This window comes from Occultella glacieicola, assembly GCF_004353825.1.
GTDB classification, from domain to species: Bacteria; Actinomycetota; Actinomycetes; order Actinomycetales; family Beutenbergiaceae; genus Occultella; species Occultella glacieicola.
This window is the reverse complement of record NZ_SMNA01000006.1, coordinates 312,704-334,755: the sequence shown is the minus strand read 5'-3', so window position 1 is coordinate 334,755 and position 22,052 is coordinate 312,704. Positions and strand designations below refer to the sequence as shown.

Sequence of the window (22,052 nt, the reverse complement as noted above, 5' to 3'; positions counted from 1 at the left end):
GGTGCGGGACGGGTGGTGCGGGGTGTGGCTGAGCGCGGTCACAGGTAGTGGCGCTGGTTCTTCTTCGCCTCCAGGTAGGCCTCGTGGGCGGCGCGGGTGCTCGCCAGCCGGGACTCCTCGGCGACGGGCACGTCCCACCACGCCGACGACGGCGGGTTCGGGCCCTGCAGGTCGGTCTCGATGTGGATCACGGTGGCCCGGGGTGCGGCGGCGGCCGCGATGTAGGCGGCTCGGAACTCCTCGATGGTCCGGGCCTCCAGCACGTCCAGGCCGAAGCTGCGGGCGTTCGCGACGAGGTCGAGGGGCACCGGGGGGCCGTCGAGGCGGTCGCTGTCGTCGGTGCGCATCCGGTACCTGGTGCCGAACCGTTGCGAGCCGACGGACTCCGACAGTGCCCCGATCGAGGCGTAACCGTGGTTCTGCAGGAGCACCACGATCACCTTCAGGTTCTCCGCGACGATGGTCGCGAGCTCGGCGGGCATCATCTGGTAGGTGCCGTCGCCCACGATCGCGACGACCTCGCGCTCCGGGGCCGCCAGCTTGGCGCCCATCGCAGCGGGGATCTCGTAACCCATGCAGGAGTAGCCGTACTCCAGGTGGTACTGGTGCGGGCTGCGGGCCCGCCAGAGCGCCTGCAGGTCCCCGGGCATCGAACCGGCCGCGTTGATGAGGATGTCCTCGTCGCTCATGAGCTCGTTCAGGGCGCCGAACACCTCGGTCTGGGCGGGCAGCGGTCCGTGGCCGCGGTGGTAGCACTCGTCCGTGACGGCGGCCCACTCGGCAGCGAGCCGGGTGGCCCGGGCCTCGTAGGCAGGATCCACGCGGTGCCCGGCGAGTGCCTCGGTGAGCGCGCGCAAGCCCTCACGGGCATCGGCCACGACCATGTCCGCGGCGTGCTTCGCCGCGTCGAACGCGAGCACGTTGACGTTGACGTAGGCGACGTCGCGGTTCGCGAACACGGTATGACTGGCGGTGGTGAAGTCCGTGTACCGGGTGCCCACCCCGATCACCAGGTCCGCCTCGGCGGCGAGGGCGTTCGCAGCCGCGGTGCCGGTGGCCCCGACCCCGCCGACGGCACTCGGGTGGTCGAACGCGATCGCACCCTTGCCGGCCTGCGTGTCCGCGACCGGGATCCCGGTCGCGTCGGCGAACGCGGCCAGAGCCGCGCTCGCCTCCGAGTAGACGACGCCGCCGCCGGCCACCAGGAGCGGGCGCTTCGCGGCGCGGATCGCGGCCACGGCCCGGTCCAGGGCAGCCGGTTCGGGGAAGGGTCGGGCCACGTGCCAGACCCGCCTGCGGAAGAACTCGACCGGCCACTCGTACGCCTGCGCCTGGACGTCCTGCGGCAGGCACAGGGTCACCGCGCCGGTCTCGGCAGGATCGGTGAGCACGCGCACCGCGGCCAGCGCGCTCGGAATCAGTTGCTCGGGCCGGTTGATCCGGTCCCAGAACCGCGACACCGGCTTGAACGCGTCGTTCACCGAGACGTCGAGGCTGCGTGGGTCCTCCAGCTGCTGCAGCACCGGGTCGGGGAACCGGGTCGCGAAGATGTCCGAGGGCAGCAGTAGCACCGGGATCCGGTCGATCGTGGCCAGGGCCGCCCCGGTCACCATGTTCGTGGACCCCGGTCCGATGGAGGCCGTGCACGCCATCGTCTGGAGCCGGTTGCGGGTGCGGGCGAACCCGACGGCGGCGTGCACCACCGCCTGTTCGTTGCGGGCGTGGTAGTACTTCAGGCGCTCCTCGCCGGGCGCCGGATCCAGCTCGTTCTGGACGAGCGCCTGGCCGAGGCCGGCCACGTTCCCGTGCCCGAAGATCCCGAACACGCCCGCGAACAGCGGCTGGGTGAGGCCGTCGCGCTCGGTGTGCTGGGCGGCGAGGAACCGGACCAGCGCCTGGCCCACCGTGAGCCGCTCGGTCGGAGTTCCGGGTGCAGCACTCATGTGTGGCCCTCCCGGCCCTCGGCCGGCGTGCTCGTCATCGGCAGCCGGGGATCGATCTCCTGGTCGGCCCAGGTGTCGCGGATCCAGTGGTGGCGGGGGTCGTCGGTCATCAGCCACTGCTGGTCCGACGCGGGCCCGGCCATCACGTTCAGGTAGTACAGGTCATAGCCCGGGGCGGCCATCGACGGGCCGTGGTAGCCGTGCGGGATGAGGACGACGTCCCCAGTGCGTACCTCCTCGGTCAGCTCGAGCGGCCGGTCCGCCGTGCCGTAGGTGCGATGGAACGCGAAGCCGGGGCCGTCGGGGCCGGGCGCGACCTCGAAGTAATAGATCTCCTCGAGCTCGCGCTCGACCTCGGAGTGGACATCGTGCTTGTGCGGGGGATAGGAGGACCAGTTGCCGCCCGGCGTGAGTACCTCGCAGACCAGCAGGTGGTCGGTGTCCAGATCATTCCCGAGTGCGTAGTTGTTGACCTGCCGCGAGCACGTTCCGGCCCCGCGCAGTTCGACGCGGACCTCGTCGGCTCTCCGGTGGCTGACCGGCAGCCGACGGCTCGCGCGTGCGCTCGGCAGCGCGAACCGGCCGCCGCCCGCCGACGTGATCGTCAGCGTCGCGCCCATCGGGACGTAGAGGTGGTCGGTGACGGCGGAGAACACGTCCGCTCGGCCCTGGAGCGCGAAGGTCCGGGTGTGAGCGCTCGGCATGTTCTCGGGGTCCGCGCTGCCGCCGCCGCCCGCGCCGCCGCCGCCCGTGATCCCGGTGTCCGTGGTCACGGTGACCGTGCAGGCTCCCGTCAGCGGCAGCACCAGCAGTTCGTCGGCGCCGGTCTCGAGGTCCTGACGGCCCCCGGCGGGTAGGTCCAGGACCCGCAGGCCGGAGAACGCCCAGCCGGCGTCCTCCGGGGACAGGCTCACGGTGAACGGACCGGTGGCATCGGCACCGGCGCGCCTCAGCGGCTGCGAGCTCCTCAGGTCTCCGGTGCTCACAACACCGACACCGCCCGGTCCACGGCTGCCTCGACGTCGTCGTCCGGCGGGTACAGCAGCGAGCGGCCGATGATCAGGCCCTTCACGCCGGGCACCTGCACGGCCCGGGCCCAGCCCTCGGCCGCGGCGCCCGGGTCCGGGTCGACCTCGCCGCCCAGGATCAGGGCCGGCAGCGACGTCGCCGCCATCACCCGCTCCATCTCCGGCACGTACGGCAGTTTCAGCCAGGTGTGGGCGGAGGTCCGGCCGAGCCCTGCCGCGATCGTCACGGACCGGACCACCGCCTCCACCGAGAGGTCGTTGCGCACCCGACCCTCGGCCCGCGTGGAGATGAACGGCTCGACCATCGCCATCACCCCGGCGGCGGCGAGGGCGTCGACGGCCCGCGCCGCCGACTCCATGGTCGCCACGGACGCCGGCTCGTCGTAGTCGATGCGCAGCAGCATCTTTCCGCCGTCCAGGCCGGACGCGACGATGCCGTCGGCGTCGTAGCCGGTGAACCGGTCGTCCAGCTCGAAGGCCGCCCCGGCCAACCCGCCGCGGTTCATCGAGCCGTACACCAACTTGCCGTCGAGCGCTCCGAGCAGGGCAAGTTCCTCGACGATCTCGGCGGTGCCGAGGAAACCGTGCACGCCGGGCCGGGCGAGGGCGGTCGCGCACCGCTCGAGCAGGTCGCGGCGGTCGCCCATCGCCAACGGCCGGGGACCGGCGGTCAGCGCGCCACGGGCCGGGTGATCCGCGGCGATGATCATGAGGCGGGCGCTCGGGTCGGTCGGGAACTCTCCCCGCGGCCTGGCCGCGAGGACCTCGGCGATGCGCCCGGGCGCATGCGTGCGCAGGTCCCGGATGCCCTCGAGGGTCGCGGCGATGCCGCTTCGGCCCAACGCCGGCAGTGGCCGTGTGGTCGGAGCGCTCACGCGGCCCGCTCGAGGTCGTTCGGGGAGCGGCCCTCGTCGATCACGGCGAGCACCTCGGCCTCCGTGGGCATCGCCGTCGAGCACTCCAGCCGGCCCGCGACGATGGCGCCCGCCGCGCTCGCCGCCGTGATGGTCCGGCGCAGGGACCACCCGGACAGGAGTCCGTGGCACAGCGCACCGCCGAAGGCGTCCCCGGCGCCGAGCCCGTTGACGACGTCCACCGGGACCGGTGGCACCTCCACCCGCTCCTCGCGGGTCTTGGCGAGCGTCCCCTCGGGGCCGCGCTTGACGATCGCCAGCTCCACGCCGGCCTCGAGGAGCGCGTCCGCGGCCCGGTCGGGGTCCCGCTCGCCGACGGCGACCTCGCACTCCTCCCGGTTCCCGACGGCGATCGTGACCCCGGTGAGGAACGCGCGGACCTGGGCGCTCGCCTCGGTCGGGTCCGCCCAGAACATCGGCCGGTAGTCGAGGTCGAGGATGGTGTGCTCGCGCCGTTCGCGGTGGGCGAGGGCGGCGTGATGGGCCGACCGGCTCGGCTCCTCCGAGAGCCCGGTGACCGAGAACCACATGATCCGGGCGTCCCGGACCGCCTCGGCCGGGAGGTCCGCCGGCGTCAGCTGCAGGTCGGGGGCGCTCGGCTGACGGTAGAAGTAGATCGGGAAGTGGTCCGGCGGGAACATCTCGCAGAACGTGACCGGCGTGTTGAGCGTGGTGCTGGTGATCACGAACTCGTCGCTGACGCCCAGCCGACGCATCTCCCGGCGCACGTACACCCCGAACGGGTCGTCGCCGACACCGGTCAGCACCGCGGCGGTGTGCCCGTGCCGGGCGGAGGCGACCGCCACGTTCATCGGGCTGCCGCCGAGGAACTTGCCGAAGCTGGTCACGTCCTCGAGGCCCACTCCGGTCTGCAGCGGATAGATGTCCACCCCGGAGCGCCCCATGGTGAGGACCTCCGCGGGCGTCGTTGGCGCCGTCATCGTCTGCAACCCCTCTGCCCCGTTCAGGGGCGACCTCACCCACGTCTCGGGGCGATCTCGACTGTCCGCCACCGGGCGGGTCTCAACCGTGCCTCATCGTCGCGCGCCCCGTCAAGTCTTTGTAAGGACATATGGACTTTAGGCTTTGAATCGCGTTAACGTGACCATGAGTCCGCTGCGTGAGGGAGCGCACGAGGCGAGGCGAGGCGCGCCGCCGATGGATGTCAACGAGGGGCCTGCTGATGGTTGCGACGAGGGGGACCGACATGGAGATGGACACCGCGAGCACGGGGGAGACTGTGCACCTGCCACGGGTCGCGCTGGACCGGTCGAGCCCGGTGCCGCTCTACCATCAGATCGCCGAGGCGATGAAGGCGATGATCACCTCCGGGGACCTGCCGGCGGGCACCCGGGTCGAGAACGAACTCGCGATGGCCGCTCGGCTCGGGGTCTCCCGCCCCACGGCACGGCGGGCCTTCCAGGACCTCGTCGAGCAGGGTCTGTTGATCCGCAGGCGCGGTATCGGCACCCAGGTGGCCTCGGAACTGATCCGCCGTCCGGTGGAGCTGACCAGCCTGTACGACGACCTGGCGGCCGCCGGCCGGACCCCGCGCACCGAGGTGCTGAGCCTGGAGGCGCACCCGGCCGATCACATCATCGCGGAGCGACTCGGGGTCGAGCCGGGCGCGGAGGTCGTCACGATCGAGAGGTTGCGGTTCGCCGACGACGAGCCGTTGGCGCTGATGACCAACCACCTCCGCGCGGAGATCGCACCCACCGAGGCCGAGCTCGCCGAGGTGGGGCTGTACGCCGCGCTGCGCGCCACCGGGGTGCAGATGCGGCTCGCCCGCCAGACGATCGGCGCCAGGCTCGCGACCGCCGCCGAGGCGCGGGTCCTCGACGAACGGCCCCGTGCTGCGCTCCTGACCATGGAGCGGATCGCCTTCGACGACGTCAACGCCGTCGTGGAGTTCGGATCGCACCTGTACCGCGGCTCGCGCTACACCTTCGACACCACGGTCGTGGCCCGCTGACGCTCCTCGGCCTTCGTGGCAAGCGTCAGAGTGTCAATATGTCCGTACAAGGGGTCACCAGTTCTCGGCGCCTGGGCTGAGCCGTGGGTAGGCTGCCCGGGTGTCCGCCGCGCAGGTATGGTCCGAGCTCGCCACGGAGTGGGCGGCGCACTGGGGCGCGGTGGCCGCGCCCGTGCACGAGCGGACCATCGCGGCGACCGGCATCGTGCCGGGAACGCGAGTGCTCGACGTCGGCTGCGGAAGCGGGGAGTTCCTGGCGACGTTGGAGGCGACCGGGGCGGTCGTCTCGGGTGCGGATCCCGCGCCGGCGATGCTCGAACTGGCCCGGCGGCGGGTGCCCGGCGCCGATGTCCGCCGGGCGGGCTTCGAGCGGCTGCCCTGGCCGGCCGCCAGCCAGGACGTGGTCACCGGCGTCAACGCATTGCAGTTCGCGCCGGACACGACCGACGCCCTGGCCGAGGCCGCGCGCGTGCTCCGACCAGGTGGGCTGGTCGCGATCGCGAACTGGGCCGAGGCAGCCCTCAACGATCTGGACGCGATCGAGGCGGCGCTGGCGGCCCACGCGGGGGAGGAACCGGGCCCGGACGGCGACCTCAGGATTGCCGGTGGTCTCGAGGACGCCCTCGCCGAGGCCGGCCTTCGGGTGCGGGAGGCCGGTGTGGTCGACGTCCCGTGGCAGGTCCCCGACGATGCGCTGCTCGTGCGCGCCGTGCTCCTCGGCGAGGACCGGGCCACTCGGGCGGCGCGAGCGGCGACCGTGCTCGCGGCAGCGCGGAGGTTTCGCACGCCCGACGGCGGGTACCGGCTGGTCAACAGGTTCCGGTTCGCCGTCGGCGCGGTCCCGGCCTAGGGGCGCTGCCCACCGGTCGCGCGCGGGCGCTCGCCGATCACTCGGCGTGACGTCGTCGGTACCGGGCGGCGGCCGCCTCGTGCGCCTCCCGGAGCAGGTCGAGCGCGAGGCTCAGGGTGCCCTCCGCCGGGTTGACGATCGCGACCCACCCGAGGGCGGAGTAGACCGGGTGCGCCATGACGACATCGGTCGCGCTCGGGTCCCGCCCGACGGCGAGGTCGCCGGGGGTCGCGCCGGTGAGCTCGGTGAAGCGGTCCCGGCCCACATGGAGGTTGAGTCGCCAGCGGCCCGCAGGGTCGAGATCGGAACCGGTATCGTCCGGATAGTCCTTCGTGACGACGGTCGCGTACGGCTGGGTGTTCGTGGGCACCTGTCCGTCCGGGGCGTAGTAGAAGAAGGAGTCACCCCAGGCGAGCTCGGGGAACTCCGATCCCGGTCCGGGCGCGAGGACGAGGGAACCGGGAAGGGCGTGCACGGTGTCGATGATCTGAGCCATACTCGAGTTCGTGGTCATAGTTCAAGTGTGACCTTCGAGTGCTTATGTGGGGTTGGATGAGCGATCGTGCAGGCTCCACGTCCGATGGAGCAGCGGACCCCACATTGCGAACGGTCGACCTCGCCCGGATCACCGGATACTCGGTCCAGCAGGTCCGCGACCTCGAGCGGCTCGGAGTGATCCCGGCGGCGCCCAGGGCGCCGAACGGGTACCGCGTCTACTCGCGACGGCACGTGCGTGCCTTGCGCGCGTATCGGGGGCTCGCGGTCGCCGCCGGGCCGGTGACGGCGCGCCGGACCCTGCGCGGACTCACGGAGGGTCCGGCCACCGCTGCCGCGGCGGCGGTCAGTGCGCTGCATGCGGGACTTCACCGCGAGCGAGCCGACCTGCTCGCGGCCGGCGCCGCGCTGCGGGCCATCGCCGCCGAGGCGGACGGGCCGACGGGACTCACCCGGACCGACGTGGCGCCCGGGTCCGACGCCGGTGCCGGAGTGGGCGGGCCGGCCGACGCGATGAGCATCACCGAGCTCGGCGGGGCACTCGGGGTGCGCACCTCGACGCTGCGGCACTGGGAGCACGAGGGCCTGCTGCACCCCGACCGGGTGACCTCGTTGCGGGTGCGCCGGTACGACGTCGCGACGACCCGGACCGCTCGGATCGTCGCGGCCCTGCGCGCGGCCGGCTACGGCATCGATGCGGTCCGCGGACTCCTCGTGCGGCTGGGACGTGAACCGGGCGAGACGAACCGGATCCTCGAGGCCCGGCTCGCGGACGTCGGCACCCGGAGCCTCGCGCTGCTCCGGGCCGGCGCCGACCTGGCCGACGTGATCGAGGCCGGCGAGGCCCGGGTGGACTGATCGCCGGGGCGGGCCCCGCCACGGCGACTATTCGTCCGAGAGTTCGATCGCGGCCTCGGGGGTGGCCACCTGGAACGTGAACGACTCCTCCAGGTACAGGTGCACCGATTCGGAATCATGGTGGCTGTAACCGATGGCGAAGTCCTGGCCCGCGGTGAACAGGAAGTCGCCGCCGCGCATGCTCATCACGGTGCCGCCCCGCAGGCCGGGGACCCACACGATGGGGCCGCCCTGGAGGATCTTGCGGAGGTGGTCGAACAGGGGGTACCCGCCGTTCTCGGCGGACTCGATCACCTCGGTGTAGTCGGCCGGACCGAGGGCCAGCCCGTACGGCCCGGCCACCCCGGCGCGCAACAGGGTCGCCACCGCGGCGGCCACCTGCTGCGGGTAGTGCGTCGCGTCCGGGTCGTGCGGCAGGGCCCGGTGCGAGCTCGCCTGCGTGATGCCGGTGATGCCGGCCTCGGTCCAGCCGTGCATAATCGCGGTGTTCTCGACCTCGGCGATCCGCACGGCCGCCTCGTCCAGGGCGGTCAGGTCCGGGTCGGGGGCACCGCGGTCGGCGGCGGCAAGCTCGTCGCGGGACACGCTGAAGTCCGCCCGGACCTCGATCATGGCCAGCACGCGGCGCGACCGCGCGATCACGCCCGGCGCGGGGGTGTCGGCGACCGGGCCGACCCGGCCCAGGTTCGTGGCGGAGGCCTCCCACCCGAGCGGGCCGGAGAAGTCGACGAGTTTGCGCGCGCCGAGCGCCACGGTGAGCCGCTCGGTGGCCTCGGCGTCGAGCTGGTCCCAGGCGGCCGACGAGATCGGCGCATGCGACCTGAGGAGGTGGTTCATAGTCCCTGCCCCTTCAGTGACCCGATGCCCAAGGTGCCCGAGGCGTCGGAAGTACCTGCGCCGTCGGGCGCTTCCGCGGTACCGGCCCCCTCCTCGGCGGCGCCCCCGTTCGCGACGATGTCGCCCTCCTGGAACAGCACCCCGCGGGCGATCTCCGCCCAGAGCGGCTTGGCCCGGAACAGGAACTCCAGTTCCATCGAGAAGTGCTTGTACTCCTCCTTGAGGGAGTCGAGCATGATCGCCCGGGAGACCTCGTCCGGCTCCACGGAGATGCGCTGCTCGTACCAGCCGATGGCTTCGGCCTCCTCGGCCAGGCTCGCGCACATCCGGGCGAACGTGCGGGTCTGCTCGGAGAGCTCCCCGGGTGGTTCGTGGTACTGGTCGGTGGGCATCGTGCCTCCAGAGCGAACGTCCGCGGTCACCGGCGACACTACGCCCGGCCACCGCGGGCCTCAACGGGAAGGACCGGCTGAGACCGCAGGGGCGCGCCGGAGGAGTCACGACCTCCGGCCGCCGACGGGGCAACCTCGCCGGCGGCCGGAGGGCGTTCAGGAAGTAGTGCGCACCGCCTCCAGGATCACCTTGGCCACCGCGTCGGGCTGCGAGACCGAGAGCGCGTGGGACGCGCCCGCGATCTCGATCGCCGCCCGGGTCGCGGCCCGCTCGGCCGTGAACGCCTCGAGCTCGGCCGGGATGTTGCGGTCCTGCTCGGCCCAGATGGACCAGGTCGGCACCGCCCGCCACGGCGCCGGCACGGCCAGCGCCTCCTTCAGGGCCGCCTCGGTGACCGGCCGCTGGGTGGCGGCCATGGTCGCCGCGAGGTCGGCCGGGACGTCGTGGGCGAACTGCTGGTGGAACTTCTCGCCGGTGATCCGCAGCTCGACGTCGCCGCCGGGCACGGGGTAGCCGAGCAGTGCGTCGCCGAGGGTGCTGCCGGGGAACTTCGCGGACAGCTCCAGGGCGGACTCGCCGGTCTCGGGGACGAACGCGGCGACGTAGACGAGGCCGGCCACGTTCGGGTTGTCCGCGCCGGCATGGCTGATCACCATGCCGCCGTAGGAGTGACCGACGAGCAGCACCGGGCCGCCGATGGCGTCGGCGACGGCGCGCACGTGGTCACCGTCGCCGGCGACCGAACGCAGCGGGTTCGCGACCGCGACCGCCCGGACGGACTCGCCCTGCAGGCGCGTGATGACACCGTTCCAGCTCGCGGACTCGGCGAACGCGCCGTGCACGAGCAGCACTGTGGGGGTGGTGGACATGGTTCTTCTCTCTCTTCGGTGGGGTACTGCGGGGGATGGGCTGGTCAGAGGGTGCCGAGGGCCTTGCGCAGCACGTGCACGGCCTGCTCGATCGCGGCCGTGCTCGCCTGGCTCCGGCGCACCGGGTTGAGCATCATGAAGTCGTGGATGATCGCGTTGTAGCGGACGCTCGTGGTCGGGACACCGGCCTGGGTGAGGCGCCTGGCGTAGGCCTCGCCCTCGTCCCGCAGGACGTCGTTCTCGTCCACGATCACGAACGCGGGCGGCAGGTCGGCGAGCTCGTCGAGGGTGGCGCGCAGCGGTGAAGCGGTGATCTCGCCGCGGCGGCCGTCGGCGTCGGGGGAGTAGGCGTCCCAGAACCAGGCCATGCCCTTCGCGGTCAGGAACGGGCCGTCGGCGAAGTCGCGGTAGCTGGCGGTGTCCTGGGCGGCGTCGGTGACCGGGTAGTACAGGGACTGGTGCACGAACGTCACGTCGCCGCGCTGCTTGGCGAGGAGCGTGAGCGCAGCGGTCATGTTGCCGCCGACGGAGTCCCCGGCCACGGCGATCCGAGTGGCATCGAGACCATGATCGGCGCCGTCGGTGCTGATCCAGCGGGCGGTCGCGTAGGCCTGCTCGATGGCGACCGGGTAGCGCGCCTCGGGGGAGCGGGTGTACTCCACGAACACGATCGCGGCGTGCACGCCCACGGCGAGTTCGCGGACGAGGCGGTCGTGCGTGCCGGCGTTGCCGAGCACCCAGCCGCCGCCGTGCACGTACAGCACGACCGGCAGCGGGCCCTCGGCCCCGACCGGTCGCACGATCCGGACGTCCACACCGCCGACCTCCGCCGGCACCCGTAGCCACCGTTCGTCGACATCCGGCTTGTCGACCGGTGCGGCCTGGATGTCGTCGAGCGCCCTGCGGGCGCCCTCGGTGCCCAGCTCGTACAGGTACGGCGGCTTGGACGAAGCGTCCGCGACCGCCTGGGCCTCGGGCTCCAGGATGATCTCGCTCATGCTCTCTCCTTCTCGGGTTCGGGCGGCAGGTCGTGTCGCCTCATCGAGGTTCGCAAGGAGGTGCCCGGCGGACCAGGAAGTTCTCCGGCAGGAAGTGCGTTCCCTCCTGCGTTCCACCGACGCCGGGTCGGGTGTCACACCCTGGTGGTCCGCCCGGTCTGAGTTGGTGTCAGCATCCGCGACCCACCCTGGAGAGCCGCCATGGCGCCCGAACCCCTCGGGACCCTGCTGCGCAGGCTGCGCACCGGCGCCGACCTGACCCTCGAGCAGCTCGCCGAGCGATCCGGGGTCAGCGACCGGGCGCTCGGCGACATCGAGCGCGGCGCGGCTCTCGGCCCGCACCACCGCACCATGCTCGCGATCGCCGGAGGGTTGCGGCTGCCGGAGCCGGAGCGGTCGGCTTTGGTCGCCGCGGCGCGGGCCGGGCGACGTCGCGCCGGCCCGCGTGGTGCGCCGCCCGTCCCGCCCGATTCCCTGCCCGACGGCGGCACGCACCTTCCGTTGCCGCGTGCGGTTGCGGACTTCGCGGGCCGCGCCAGGGAGCTCGCCGCCCTGACGGCGGCGCTGCGCGATCTCGAGCGCGACGGCGACGGGACGGGCCCGACCCTCGTTCCGGCGCCGGTCGTGGTCGTGACCGGGCCACCCGGGTACGGCAAGACCAGCCTCGCCGTGCAGGCGGCGGCCCTGCTGCGGGAGACGTTCCCCGAGCAGGTCTTCCTCGATCTCGGGGCCATGTCCCCGGTGACCCTCGCACCCGGCGAGGTGATCGCCGAACTGATGGGCGCCCTGGGCTCCCAGCGGGTCGAGGGCCGCTCGGATCCGGCGCGGTTGCGCGACCTGCTCAAGGAACGCCGGGTGCTGCTGATCCTCGACGACGCCGGCAGCGAGGCCCAGGTCCGGGCGGTGCTGCCCGGTTCCGGCCCGGCTGCGGTCCTGGTGACGAGCCGCCGAGCGCTCACCGGGCTCGACGGGGTGCACCGGATCCATCTCGACCGCCTCGCGGACGCGGACGCGCAGGCGATGCTCGCGACGATCCTGCCGCGGTGGCAGGCATCGGCCCCCGAGCTCGCCCGCCTGGCCCAGTTCTGCGACGGCGTCCCGCTCGCCCTGCGGATCGCCGGGAACCGGCTCGCCAGCCGCCGCGGGTGGACGGTCGCCAAGTTGACGGAGCGGCTCGCCGTGCCGGATCGGCGGCTCGACGCGCTCACGGCCGGGGACCTCACGATCCGCACGGCGGTCGGACTCTCCTACCGGCAGCTCGGCGCGGCCGCGCAACGGCTGTTCCGGCGGTTGGCCCTCGCGGACGGGCGGACCTTCGGGCCGGGCGTGGCAGCCGCGGTCTCCGGACTGGAGGTCTGGCACGCCGAGGACCTCCTCGACGAACTCGTGGAACTGGGCCTGGTACAGCCGGCGGTGGGTGACCGCTACCTGCTGCACGACCTGCTGCGCCTGTACGCGCACGCGGAGTTCGGTGCGCAGGAGGCACCGGCGTCACGGGAGCAGGCCCGCGCCGTCGCCGACACCTGGCTGCTGGACACCGTGGTCCGGGCCGGACGCTGGTTCGAGCCCGAGATCCTCGGTGCGGGCTCTGCGGACCTCGACGACCCGGTGCCGCTGCGGTGCGCAGACGACGCTCGAGCCTGGCTCACCGCGGAGGCGGACAACTGGTTCCCGGCGCTCCAGCGCGCGGCGCGAGCCGACGCGCACGAGCGGGTCATCGAGGTGGCGGAGTCGCTGCACTGGTTCTCCGACCTGTGGCCGACCTGGGGGCGCTGGCACACGCTCTTCGGAGCCTCGGCCGAGGCCGCGCAGTCGCTCGGCGACGAGGGACTGCGGGCCACCCACCTCGGCTATCTCGCGTGGGCCCAGCGCCGATGCCGGGGTGACCACGCCGCGGCGATGGCGGCGGCGGGCGCCGGGCTGGAGGCGGCTCGGCGGTCCGGCGATCCGGTGCTGACGGCCTGGGCCCAGTACTACGTCGCCTGGACGGCACGCGAGGACGACCCGGTGCTGTCCCTGAGCGGGGCGGCGGCCGCGGCCGGGCTGTTCCGTCAGGTCGGGGACCGCGAGGGTCTGCCGCAGGCGATCATGTGCCGCGCGATCGCCCTCGCCCGGCTCGGTCGCGCGACCGAGGCGGTCGGAACCCTGCGTGAGGTGGTGGACCTGGTGACCGACCCCGCTACGCGCCCGCGGGGGCAGGTCGCGGAGTTCACCGCCGCGCAGGCGCTGGCCGCGATCGCCCGGGTCTGGTCCGAGCACGCGGACTGGCGCGCCGCCGTCGGCAGTGCGGGCCCGGCGATCCACGCCCTGGAGCGGGTCGGGGACCGGAACGGCATCGCGCGGATGCACCTGCTCCGGGCCCGGGGCCACCAGGCACTGGGCGAGCGTGGCGCGGCGCTGGCCGCGGCCGAGAGTGCCTCCCGGGGATTCGGCGACTCCGGCAACCAGGTCGACCGGCTCGAGGTGCGCGACCTGCTGGTGGAGCTCGCCCGGCCCTGACGCTGGTCGAGCCGAAACCGCCGCTCGTGATCGGTGGCCTTGCCAGGTGGAGTCGGCTGCGTGAATAATAGACCGACAGTCGGTTTATTGGAGGTCACATGGCGCGCACGCTCGACCCGCAGGCTCATCGGCGCAAACGTGAGGCGATCCTCGACGTGCTCGAGCACCTGATCGTGACGAGGGGCTACGACCGCGTCACCATCGCGGACATCCTCGGTGCCGCGGGGATCTCGAAGGGTGCCTTCTATCACTACTTCCAAGCGAAGGACGACGTGCTCACGGCGCTGCTCGAGCGTCGGCTCCGGGCCTGGGAGGTCGCGCTGGCGCCGATCGTCGAGCGCCCCGGACCGGCGCTGGACCGGCTGCGCGCGTTCCTGGCCACGCTGTCCGGGGCGAAGTCGGCGGACCGGGAGTTCCTCGTGGAGGCGGCCGCCCCGGTACTCGCCGAGTCGAACGCGATCGTCGCGGCTCGCCTGCGACGCGAGGGTGCCGCCCGGCTCACCCCGCTCGTCACCCGGGTGCTGACGGACGCCCGGGACGAGGGCTCGATCACGCAGGACGACCCCGCGGCGCTCGCCGACATCGTGATCACCCTCGTCCAGGACCTCGCCGACCGGTCCGGCCGGGCCATTCTCGCCATCATGCAGGGCAGCGCCGGCCCGGACGACCTGCGGCGGACCGTCACGGCACACGTCGGGGCGTTGCAGCGCGTCCTCGCGCTCGACCACGGGGAGCTGGACTTCGTCACCGGGCCCGACATCGAGGCGTGGGCGAGCGCGGCCGCGCGCCGGCGCGTGCCGGAGGAGAAGTGAGCGATCCGACCGCGGTGCACGTGCTCCGGATCGGGGCGACGAAGGTTCCCTTCGGGCAGTTCTACGGCGGGACCGAGGGGAGTGGCTGGGGCTGCGCGCGATGGTGAGCTTCCTGAGTGACAAGTCCCACTTCATCCGGGTCCCGATCTTCGCCTTCCTCGTCGAGCATCCGGAGCACGGCCGGATCCTCGTCGACACCGGGATCAACCACGACCAGGCACACCGCCACCGCGAGTACTACGACGGCCCGCTGCTGCGGGCAGCGTTCGACGAGGACGAGTACGAGCTCGAGCAACGCGAGCACCTGGTGAACCGACTCGCCGGACTGGACCTGACGCCGTCGGACATCGACGTGGTGGTCCTCACCCACCTGCACGAGGACCATCTCGGCGGGGTTCGGGACCTCGTCGGCTCCCGGGTGTTCGTGTCCCGCGAGCAGTGGCGGGCCCGGAACCTGGGGATCTTCCCGTACCGTCGGACGCCGTCCCTGAAGGGTCTCGGGCTGCAGCCAGAACTCGTAGGGCTCGACTCCGGGCCGTTCGGATCGTTCGCGGCCACCCAGGACCTCTTCGGCGACGGTTCGGTGGTGCTGCTGCCGACCCCGGGCCACGCACCGGGGCACCTGAGCGTGCTGGTCCGGGGCCCCGGCTGGGACCTGCTCTGCGCCGGCGACACGCTGTACACCGTCCGCCACCTGGCCGTCGACCGGCTCCGCCCGATCATGCTCGGACGCCGGGCCCAGCGCCTGCAGCTGGACTCGATCGCCCGCATTCGCGCCCTGATGGCGTCCATGCCGGACCTGGTGCTGGCGCCCGGCCACGACCACACCGAGTACGGCACCCTGCTGGAACGCACGTTCCAGGGCTCGCCGGACCCTGCGGGCCTCGCCGACCTGCGTGCCTTCATGGCGGCCACGTTCGACGGACGCCTCGACCTCCTCGAGCCGAGCCGGCCGCGGTTCCGGGCCGAGCCCGGCTCGGTCATCGGACAGGTCGACTTCGTCGACCGGCCGGTTGCGCCCACGGCCACGACGGACGGCCACTGACGCTCCGGCCCGCATCGGCCCGCATCGGCCCGCATCGGCCCGCATCGGCCCGGATCGGCGCGGATCGACGTGGAGACGGACGCGCTGCGCTACGCTCTGGACATATTGATTCTTCCCAGAGAGGTCACGATGAACGACGCGCTGTACGCCCGGGTCTTCGCCAGCCTGCAGGGCCGGATCGAGTCGGGCGCGATCGCCGTGGGGGAGCGGCTGCCCACGCAGAGCCAGCTCGCCGAGGAGTTCGGCGTCTCCACGATCACGATCAAGCACGCCCTGGACCTGCTGGACCGGGACGGGTACATCAAGCGGCGCCCCCGGCTCGGCTCCGAGGTGATCTCGCGGACGGCAGGGCCCAGCCCGGACCGCAGGTCCACGACGCTGCCGACGATCGGCTGCGTGCTGACCAGCTTCGACGACAGCTTCGGCACCAGGGTGCTGTGGGGCATCCTCGATGCCAGCCTCGGCCGGGCGAACGTGGTGCTCGGTCGGACCGAGGGCTTCCACGACCGTGAGCAGGGGCTGCTCGCCCAGTACCGCGACCTCGGGGTGGACGGCCTGATCCTGCAGCCCGGCTCCTCGGAGTGGATCGCCCCGGCGATCCTCGACCTGGTCTCGGCACAGCTCCCGCTCGTGATCCTGGACCGGAACCTGGACGGACTGCCGGTCTCGACCGTGTGCTCGGACAACGTGGCCTCCGGCCGGGCCGCCGCCGAGCACCTGTTCGGGCTCGGGCACCGCAACATCGGGCTGATCACCTCCTCCGGAACCGTGTCCACGCTCGACGACCGGCACCGCGGCTTCGTGTACGCCCACGCCGAGCACGGGCTGGCGTTCAGTTCCGTGCACGAGTACCGGAAGGTCTCCTCGGTGGTCCCCGACCACGAGGTGAGCGTGGCGGACGACCTCGCCAGCCTCAAGGAGTTCCTGACCGCCAACTCCCAACTGACCGGATTCGTGGCCTCCGAGCACGCCGTCGGGCTGCTACTGGTCCGGGCCCTGCGCGAGCTCGAGCTGGAGGTGCCCCGGGACGTCTCGGTCGTGTCGTTCGATGCCCCGCAGCACGTGTTCGACGACGAGGTGCGCCGGTTCACCCACATCGACCAGCACGAGCACGCGCTCGGCGAGGCGACCCTGGAGTCGGTCCTCGCCCAGCTGACCGAGCGGGGCCGGGTCGCCAAGCAGGTGCTGCCCACCGAACTCGTGGTCGGCGAGACCACGGCGCCTCCGCGCGCCTGAGCGGCACCTGCGGGCGCACCACGGGACGAGCGCGCGGCCGGGGTGGTGTAGGTGCGCGCTCGTCCCGATCCGCCCTACCCGCGCAGGTGAGCCAGGGCCGCCCGGCGCCGCAGGAGCAGTCCGGCGCCGGTTGTCGCGGCCGCGAGCAGCACCAGCAGGCCGATGGTTGCGCCGGTACTGGGAAGGGAGCCGCTGGGGCCGATCGGTCCGGCGCCGGCGTCCGTCGGGTCGCCGGGTCCGGGGTCACCGGGGCCGTCCGGGCCGGCCGGTGGCGTGCCCGGGTCGGTCGGGGTGCCCGGGTCGGTCGGCGGATCCGTCGGATCGACCGGGTCCAGCGCGGGGGCCACGACGAACGCTGCCGCGATCTCCTGGCTGAACGTGCTCCCGGCCGCGTCGGCGGCGAGGACTCGCAGGGAGACGGTTCCACCGCCGTCGGGCACGGGAACCGCGGTGTCGAAGCTGCGCACGTGCTCGCGTTCACCCACGAACGCCAGGGGTGTCACGGCGCCGGACTCCGGGACCGCCGTTGTCTCGGCGAGCTCGAGCGCCTGCCAGGTGACGCCGGCATCGGTCGAGAACTCGGCGCTCACGGAGGAGAGCGCCGCGGACCCGGAGGCGCCCGCCAGATGCCCGAGCTCGATCGCGAGCGGAACCGGCTCTCCATCGGTCCGGCCGGTGCCGACCGTGCCGTCGATCGCGGCGTCGACGTCGTAGAACGCCTGGATCATCGGCAGGACGCTCTCGGCGTCGGTGGCCGAGGAGTCGAACGCCCACTCGGTCCGGGTCGCGGTCGACGTCGCCAGCACCGCAGCGTCGTGCGAGGTGGTGTTGACGATCCGGAAGCGGGACTCCTCGGCCGGCAGGCCCCAGGTCGTCACCCCCTGGAACCCGGACTCCACCACGAGCACGTCGTCGACGTACAACTGGGTGAACTGGCTGATGCCGGGCAGGCCCGAGAACACGTCCAGTATCCCGGTATGGTGCGCACTGCCGCCATCCGCCCACGACGGCAGGTTCACCTGCACGATGTCGGCCTGCCGGAACGGAGCCCAGAACCCCGCTCCGACGTATGGCCGCACGATCGGCGAGAAGTACGACGCCTCCAGCTCATCGCCGGCGGTGTAGGTGCGTCGGACGTCACGGACCTCCCATGTCGAGGCGATGTCGGTGGCGTCCTGGTACCACGCGACGTCGGTGGTGCTCACCCACTCGCGTCGCACCGCGGGCCGATCGGTGGCGAACCGGAAGCCTTGACCGACCTCGACACCCGGGGCGAAGTCGTAGCGGAACTCGCCGACGAGGGTGGTCTCGGCGCCGTGGTAGGTCGTCGTGACGAGCGCCAGGTCATCGGCGACCTTCGTCGGGTTCTCCGGGATCTCGCCATCGGTGTAGAGCTGGATGTCGTAGACGTCGTCGGCCACCGGCCTCCCGACGGCGCCGAGGTCCACCTCGCCAGCGGCAAGCGCGTCCAGCAGGGTCTGACCGGCCGCGCCGCTGATCGCGGCGACCGGTAGGGGTGCGTCGTTGCCGTAGTCGTCCCCGTACCACTCGAGGGACTCCTCGCCCTGGACGACGACGAGCAGGGACGCCCCGGTGGCGGCGACGTTCGCGGCACGCTCCACCGGCCCCACCTCGGTGGAGGTGCGGACGACGGCGATCCCGCCGTCCAGCGAGACGCCCGCCACGTCGGCGCTGCTCCCGGTGCCGAGGTCGGTGGCGGTCGCGGACAGCTCGCCGTCGAGGTAGGGCGCGGCGGGCTGCTCGCGGGCGCCGAGGTCGGCGCCGTCGAGCGTGAGGGAGATGCGCGGGTCGCGCAGGCGCCAGCGCGTCGTGAACCCGAAGTCCGAGGCGCTCTCGGCGACGAGCGGTTGGGCGAGCAGCTCGTCGACGAGGAGCGGGATGATCGCCGAGCCCATCATCTGCTCGACGCTGAAGTCCATGCGCCGGTTCTCGGCGGACAGGTCGTCGCGACCGACGTCGACTGTGACCCGATCCGCGGTGCGGACGTCCAGCTCGACCGTGGCGTCGGCGTCGAGCACGATGTCCGGGTCGCCGACGAGTGCGATGGCGTCGGTGCCGGGCGCCGTCTCGACGTCGGCGAACGCCATGGCGCTGTACCGGCCGGCCGGCAGGCGTAGCGTCGTCTCGCCGTCGACGGGGATGCTCTCGGCGCTGCGCGTGTCGAGGTTGAAGAACATCGCGTACATCGTGGCCGGCTGACCATCGATCCCGGTGGCGCGCAGCGTCAGGTCGTAGCGCTCGGCCTCGGTGATCATGCCGATCGAGGTGCGGGTGACGGGCTCACCGGCCACGGACCCGACCAGGGTCCCGGACAGCTGCTCGCCCGGTGCGAGGGCTGCGTGATCGCCGGAGAGCGTGACCGATGCCGTGCCGCCCGCGGGCACCGTCACCTGCGCCTGCGGCAGCAGGACGGCGTCATCCGCCGCGAGTGTCGTGCTGCCGGGCGCGACGCCCGGCTCGACGCCACCGCCGCCGTCACCCTCGCCCGGGGTCGTGACGGCGACGGACAGCGCGAGATCGAGCGTCAGGTCGGTGTCGGACCGGTTCGTGAAGGTCACGTCGCGGTCCACGGTGCCGACGGACTCGCCCCACGGGAGCATCCCGAAGTCGGCGCTGCCGGTCGCGAACACGTCGCGCTCGACGGCGCCCACGACGTCGATGACGCCGCTGCCCGCCTGGTACGGCGTGAAGCCGAGGTCGCGCGCCGAGCTGACCAGCAGATCCTTGAGCTGCTGCGCGGTGAGCGTCGGGTCCGCCTGCAGTGCGATCGCCGCGGCGCCGGAGACGTGCGGCGTCGCCATCGACGTCCCGTCCATGCTCACGTACGAGCCCTCTCCAGGAGAGAACTGTGAGCGGGCCGCTGTGATGCCGGAGCCAGGCGCGCTGACGTCCGGCTTCAGTCCGCCCGAGCCGGACAGCGGACCCTGGCTGGAGAACCAGGAGAGTTCCTCCGTGGTGTCGTCGACCGAGCCGATCGCGAGCGAGGAGGAGGCCGCGGCGGGCGCGCCGATCGTGCCCGGTGCGGCGCTGTTGCCGGCGGCGACCACGAACAGCGTGCCGGTCTCGGCGGTGATCTCGTTCAGCGCCTCGGACATGATGTCGGTGCCGTCCGACGGCTCGCGGCTGCCGAGGCTCATGGAGACGACATCGGCGTTCGCCGCGCCCCATTCCATGCCCTCGATGATCCAGGAGGTGAGGCCCTCGCCGTTGTCGCCGAGCACCTTGCCGACGAGGAGGTCCGCTCCGGGCGCCACCCCGCTGTAGAGCCCGTCGGACGCCGCACCCGAGCCGGCGACCGTGGCGGCGACGTGCGTGCCGTGACCGTTGACGTCGTCGACGCTCTCACCGGGCACGAAGCTCTGGGACTCGATCACGGCCCCGGCCAGGTCGGGGTGAGCGGCGTCGACGCCGCTGTCGAGGATGGCGACGCGCACGCCGGTGCCGTCGAATCCGGCGGCCCAGGCCTGGGGCGCTCCGATGTAGCCGACGCTGGTGTCGAGGTAGGCCTCGACGGGGGCGTCCAGGTGGATCGTCTCGATCCCGCCCGCGAGTGTGCCCGCCGCAGCGAGCCGTCGGGATGACGAGGTGAGCTCGGCCCAGGCCTGCTCCGCGACCGAGCGGTCGGCGCCACCGGCGGCTCCACCGATGCTGGTCAGCGGGACCTCGAGGTCGAGACCGGTGACCGGTGCGGTGCGTGGCGTCGGGCCGCCGGCGTACTCGACGATGACCGGGGTCGCGGCCACGGACGCGTCGTCGAACCCGAACTCGACGAGCTGCGAGACGTCGAACAGCGCGTCGTCGAGGGCGCCGGACGCGAGGTAGGGCAGCGCCGCCTCGGGGATGACGTGGATGTGGTCGTCGACGACGTAGGTCCGGACGAGCGCCGCCGGGTCCGCCGGCTCGATGTCGACGGTCCGGCTGCCGTCCGCGAGGTCGGTGAGGGTGACGACGTCACCGGTGAGGAGCGTGATGGTGTGACGGTCCGCGGGAGTGGCCGCACCGGCTCCGTGACCGGATCCTCCCGAACCGGCGTCTGCGCCGTCACCGGGGTCTGCGGCCGCGAACGACCCGGACGTCAGGACGAGGGCGGCGGCGAGTCCGGCGAGCGCCGAACGGGTGCCGCGGCGACGGGCGGAGGAGCGGGGAGGTCGAGCGCGCACGGGTGGCCTTCCGGGGGACGAAGAGGTCGGGTGGAGACAAAGTGCCACACGGAGTGGCACTGTGGGTGGCGTCTTTACGCCATGGCAGATTCTCGACACCCCGGCCGCCCGCCCGCTCGGGAGAATGAGGCGATGTACATGCTTGATGGGATCGGGTTGGACGAGGACTCGGCGCGGGTGTATCGCGCGCTGGTCGCGCGACCGTCCGCCACGGCCGCCGAGCTGGCGTCGGACGTCGCTCTCGCGGTCGGACGGGTGACCGAGCTACTCGCTGCCCTCGAGACGATGGGTCTCGCGGCGCGGCAGGGGGCGGACTCCGAGCGTGCGGTGGCGTCCCCACCGGGCATCGCGCTCCGGGCGCTCCTGGCCGAGCAGGAACGTCGACTAGATACCGTTCGCTCCGACCTCGTCGACCTCGAGGCCGTCTATCGGGAGTCGCTCGCGGGCCGCACGGCTGCGGACGTCGTCGACGTCGTTCTCGGTGCCGACGCCGTCCGGCAGCGGTTCGCCCAGCTCCAGGCGGCCGCGGCGCACCAGGTGCGGGCCTTCGTCCGCTCGGACGTACCGTTCGTGTCTGCGGAGGAGAACGCCGAGGAGGAACGTGCCCTGCTGCGGGGCGTCCGGTACCGGGTGCTCGTCGAGCGCGGTGTCATGGACGACGCCCACTTCTATGCGGCCGCCCGGGAGGCGCTGCCGTACGGCGAGTACGTGCGGGTGGCGCCGACGCTGCCGACCCGGCTGCTCATCATCGATGACGACATCGCCCTGCTGCCGATGCGCCGCACGACCGATGAGCATTACGGTGCGATCCTCGTGCACCCGTCGAGCCTGTTGGACCTGCTGGTGGAGGTGTTCGAGTCGACGTGGTCGCGCGCAGCACGCCTCACCGACGAGGGCGAGCCGGGAGTCGTGGGCGAGGAGGTGGAGGACCTGGACCGGTCCTTGCTGACGCTGCTGATGGTCGGCCTGACCGACGCGCGGATCGCGGGCCAGCTCGGCATCTCGGCACGCACCGTGCAGCGCAGGGTCAGCGTGCTCATGGAGCTGACCCGCGTGGCCACGCGGTTCCAGCTCGGCGCGGAGGCCGTCCGTCGCGGTTGGGTCTGAGCCTGGCGACCC

General features: G+C 72.7%; 18 protein-coding genes. 8 read left to right on the top strand and 10 right to left on the bottom strand.

What is annotated here, in order from left to right; translation table 11 throughout:
• Positions 1–38 precede the first annotated feature (38 nt).
• From iolD to iolC, 4 genes are read right to left on the bottom strand one after another with little or no spacing between them, the layout of a single operon-like run.
• Positions 39–1,943, bottom strand: a complete 1,905-nt coding sequence (gene iolD / locus EXU48_RS14310) for a 3D-(3,5/4)-trihydroxycyclohexane-1,2-dione acylhydrolase (decyclizing) (protein WP_133108324.1) — start codon at positions 1,941–1,943, stop codon at positions 39–41.
• Entirely contained in the window at positions 1,940–2,929 is a 990-nt protein-coding gene (gene iolB, locus EXU48_RS14305; RefSeq protein ID WP_235857038.1) for a 5-deoxy-glucuronate isomerase, read from the bottom strand. The genes iolD and iolB overlap by 4 nt, the downstream gene beginning before the upstream one ends.
• Positions 2,926–3,813: a Cgl0159 family (beta/alpha)8-fold protein gene (locus EXU48_RS14300; protein ID WP_207947740.1), complete on the bottom strand. Its 888-nt coding sequence runs from the start codon at positions 3,811–3,813 to the stop codon at positions 2,926–2,928. Before EXU48_RS14300 ends, iolB begins: the two co-directional genes overlap by 4 nt.
• 29 nt (positions 3,814–3,842) lie before the next feature.
• Positions 3,843–4,826, bottom strand: a complete 984-nt coding sequence (gene iolC, locus EXU48_RS14295) for a 5-dehydro-2-deoxygluconokinase (protein WP_133108323.1) — start codon at positions 4,824–4,826, stop codon at positions 3,843–3,845.
• 266 nt (positions 4,827–5,092) lie between these two features.
• Here iolC and EXU48_RS14290 point away from each other — a divergent pair, with 266 nt between their 5' ends.
• Together EXU48_RS14290 and EXU48_RS14285 are read left to right on the top strand one after the other, a co-directional pair.
• On the top strand, positions 5,093–5,860 hold the full coding sequence (locus EXU48_RS14290; protein ID WP_235857037.1) for a GntR family transcriptional regulator: 768 nt from the start codon (positions 5,093–5,095) through the stop codon (positions 5,858–5,860).
• 100 nt (positions 5,861–5,960) lie between these two features.
• Positions 5,961–6,710 (top strand): class I SAM-dependent methyltransferase, encoded by a 750-nt coding sequence (locus EXU48_RS14285; RefSeq protein WP_133108322.1) that lies wholly within the window; start codon positions 5,961–5,963, stop codon positions 6,708–6,710.
• Positions 6,711–6,747: 37 nt separating this feature from the next.
• Here EXU48_RS14285 and EXU48_RS14280 read toward each other — a convergent pair whose 3' ends face one another.
• A complete protein-coding gene (locus tag EXU48_RS14280) occupies positions 6,748–7,224 on the bottom strand; it encodes a DUF6194 family protein (protein ID WP_235857036.1) in 477 nt (158 codons plus the stop codon).
• Positions 7,225–7,262: 38 nt separating this feature from the next.
• Between EXU48_RS14280 and EXU48_RS14275 the strand changes: the two genes are divergently transcribed.
• Positions 7,263–8,063, top strand: coding sequence for a MerR family transcriptional regulator (locus EXU48_RS14275; RefSeq protein WP_133108321.1), 801 nt, complete (start codon positions 7,263–7,265; stop codon positions 8,061–8,063).
• A 27-nt stretch (positions 8,064–8,090) separates the two neighbouring features.
• Here the strand turns inward: EXU48_RS14275 and EXU48_RS14270 are convergent, their stop codons facing one another.
• The 4 genes from EXU48_RS14270 to EXU48_RS14255 form a co-directional block, all read right to left on the bottom strand.
• Complete coding sequence (locus tag EXU48_RS14270) at positions 8,091–8,900, bottom strand: family 1 encapsulin nanocompartment shell protein (protein ID WP_133108320.1); 810 nt, start codon at positions 8,898–8,900, stop codon at positions 8,091–8,093.
• Positions 8,897–9,292, bottom strand: coding sequence for a ferritin family protein (locus tag EXU48_RS14265; protein WP_133108319.1), 396 nt, complete (start codon positions 9,290–9,292; stop codon positions 8,897–8,899). Before EXU48_RS14265 ends, EXU48_RS14270 begins: the two co-directional genes overlap by 4 nt.
• 156 nt (positions 9,293–9,448) lie before the next feature.
• Positions 9,449–10,162 (bottom strand): alpha/beta fold hydrolase, encoded by a 714-nt coding sequence (locus EXU48_RS14260; RefSeq protein ID WP_133108318.1) that lies wholly within the window; start codon positions 10,160–10,162, stop codon positions 9,449–9,451.
• A gap of 44 nt (positions 10,163–10,206) precedes the next feature.
• Entirely contained in the window at positions 10,207–11,160 is a 954-nt protein-coding gene (locus EXU48_RS14255) for an alpha/beta hydrolase (protein ID WP_133108317.1), read from the bottom strand.
• A 201-nt stretch (positions 11,161–11,361) separates the two neighbouring features.
• Here EXU48_RS14255 and EXU48_RS14250 point away from each other — a divergent pair, with 201 nt between their 5' ends.
• From EXU48_RS14250 to EXU48_RS14235, 4 genes are all read left to right on the top strand, one after another.
• Positions 11,362–13,659: an ATP-binding protein gene (locus EXU48_RS14250; RefSeq protein WP_133108316.1), complete on the top strand. Its 2,298-nt coding sequence runs from the start codon at positions 11,362–11,364 to the stop codon at positions 13,657–13,659.
• A 98-nt stretch (positions 13,660–13,757) separates the two neighbouring features.
• Entirely contained in the window at positions 13,758–14,471 is a 714-nt protein-coding gene (locus EXU48_RS14245) for a TetR/AcrR family transcriptional regulator (RefSeq protein ID WP_133108315.1), read from the top strand.
• 100 nt (positions 14,472–14,571) lie between these two features.
• Positions 14,572–15,516, top strand: coding sequence for an N-acyl homoserine lactonase family protein (locus EXU48_RS14240; protein ID WP_133108314.1), 945 nt, complete (start codon positions 14,572–14,574; stop codon positions 15,514–15,516).
• Positions 15,517–15,645: 129 nt separating this feature from the next.
• Positions 15,646–16,752, top strand: coding sequence for a GntR family transcriptional regulator (locus tag EXU48_RS14235; RefSeq protein ID WP_133108313.1), 1,107 nt, complete (start codon positions 15,646–15,648; stop codon positions 16,750–16,752).
• Positions 16,753–16,826: 74 nt separating this feature from the next.
• On the opposite strand, the gene EXU48_RS14230 is transcribed toward EXU48_RS14235, so the two are convergent.
• A complete protein-coding gene (locus tag EXU48_RS14230) occupies positions 16,827–20,933 on the bottom strand; it encodes a S8 family serine peptidase (protein ID WP_133108312.1) in 4,107 nt (1,368 codons plus the stop codon).
• Between the two features lie 132 nt (positions 20,934–21,065).
• On the opposite strand from EXU48_RS14230, the gene EXU48_RS14225 reads away from it, so the two are divergent.
• Positions 21,066–22,040 carry a helix-turn-helix domain-containing protein gene (locus tag EXU48_RS14225; RefSeq protein ID WP_235857035.1) on the top strand — a complete coding sequence of 325 codons (975 nt, stop codon included), beginning with the start codon at positions 21,066–21,068 and terminating at the stop codon, positions 22,038–22,040.
• Positions 22,041–22,052: the final 12 nt, after the last annotated feature.

Coding starts and splice junctions, on each gene's coding strand:
- iolD (WP_133108324.1), bottom strand. CDS start 1,943: ATGAGTGCTGCACCCGGAACTCCGACCGAGCGGCTCACGGTGGGCCAG.
- iolC (WP_133108323.1), bottom strand. CDS start 4,826: ATGACGGCGCCAACGACGCCCGCGGAGGTCCTCACCATGGGGCGCTCC.
- EXU48_RS14290 (WP_235857037.1), top strand. CDS start 5,093: ATGGAGATGGACACCGCGAGCACGGGGGAGACTGTGCACCTGCCACGG.
- EXU48_RS14280 (WP_235857036.1), bottom strand. CDS start 7,224: ATGACCACGAACTCGAGTATGGCTCAGATCATCGACACCGTGCACGCC.
- EXU48_RS14275 (WP_133108321.1), top strand. CDS start 7,263: ATGAGCGATCGTGCAGGCTCCACGTCCGATGGAGCAGCGGACCCCACA.
- EXU48_RS14270 (WP_133108320.1), bottom strand. CDS start 8,900: ATGAACCACCTCCTCAGGTCGCATGCGCCGATCTCGTCGGCCGCCTGG.
- EXU48_RS14265 (WP_133108319.1), bottom strand. CDS start 9,292: ATGCCCACCGACCAGTACCACGAACCACCCGGGGAGCTCTCCGAGCAG.
- EXU48_RS14260 (WP_133108318.1), bottom strand. CDS start 10,162: ATGTCCACCACCCCCACAGTGCTGCTCGTGCACGGCGCGTTCGCCGAG.
- EXU48_RS14255 (WP_133108317.1), bottom strand. CDS start 11,160: ATGAGCGAGATCATCCTGGAGCCCGAGGCCCAGGCGGTCGCGGACGCT.
- EXU48_RS14250 (WP_133108316.1), top strand. CDS start 11,362: ATGGCGCCCGAACCCCTCGGGACCCTGCTGCGCAGGCTGCGCACCGGC.
- EXU48_RS14245 (WP_133108315.1), top strand. CDS start 13,758: ATGGCGCGCACGCTCGACCCGCAGGCTCATCGGCGCAAACGTGAGGCG.
- EXU48_RS14240 (WP_133108314.1), top strand. CDS start 14,572: ATGGTGAGCTTCCTGAGTGACAAGTCCCACTTCATCCGGGTCCCGATC.
- EXU48_RS14235 (WP_133108313.1), top strand. CDS start 15,646: ATGAACGACGCGCTGTACGCCCGGGTCTTCGCCAGCCTGCAGGGCCGG.
- EXU48_RS14225 (WP_235857035.1), top strand. CDS start 21,066: ATGTACATGCTTGATGGGATCGGGTTGGACGAGGACTCGGCGCGGGTG.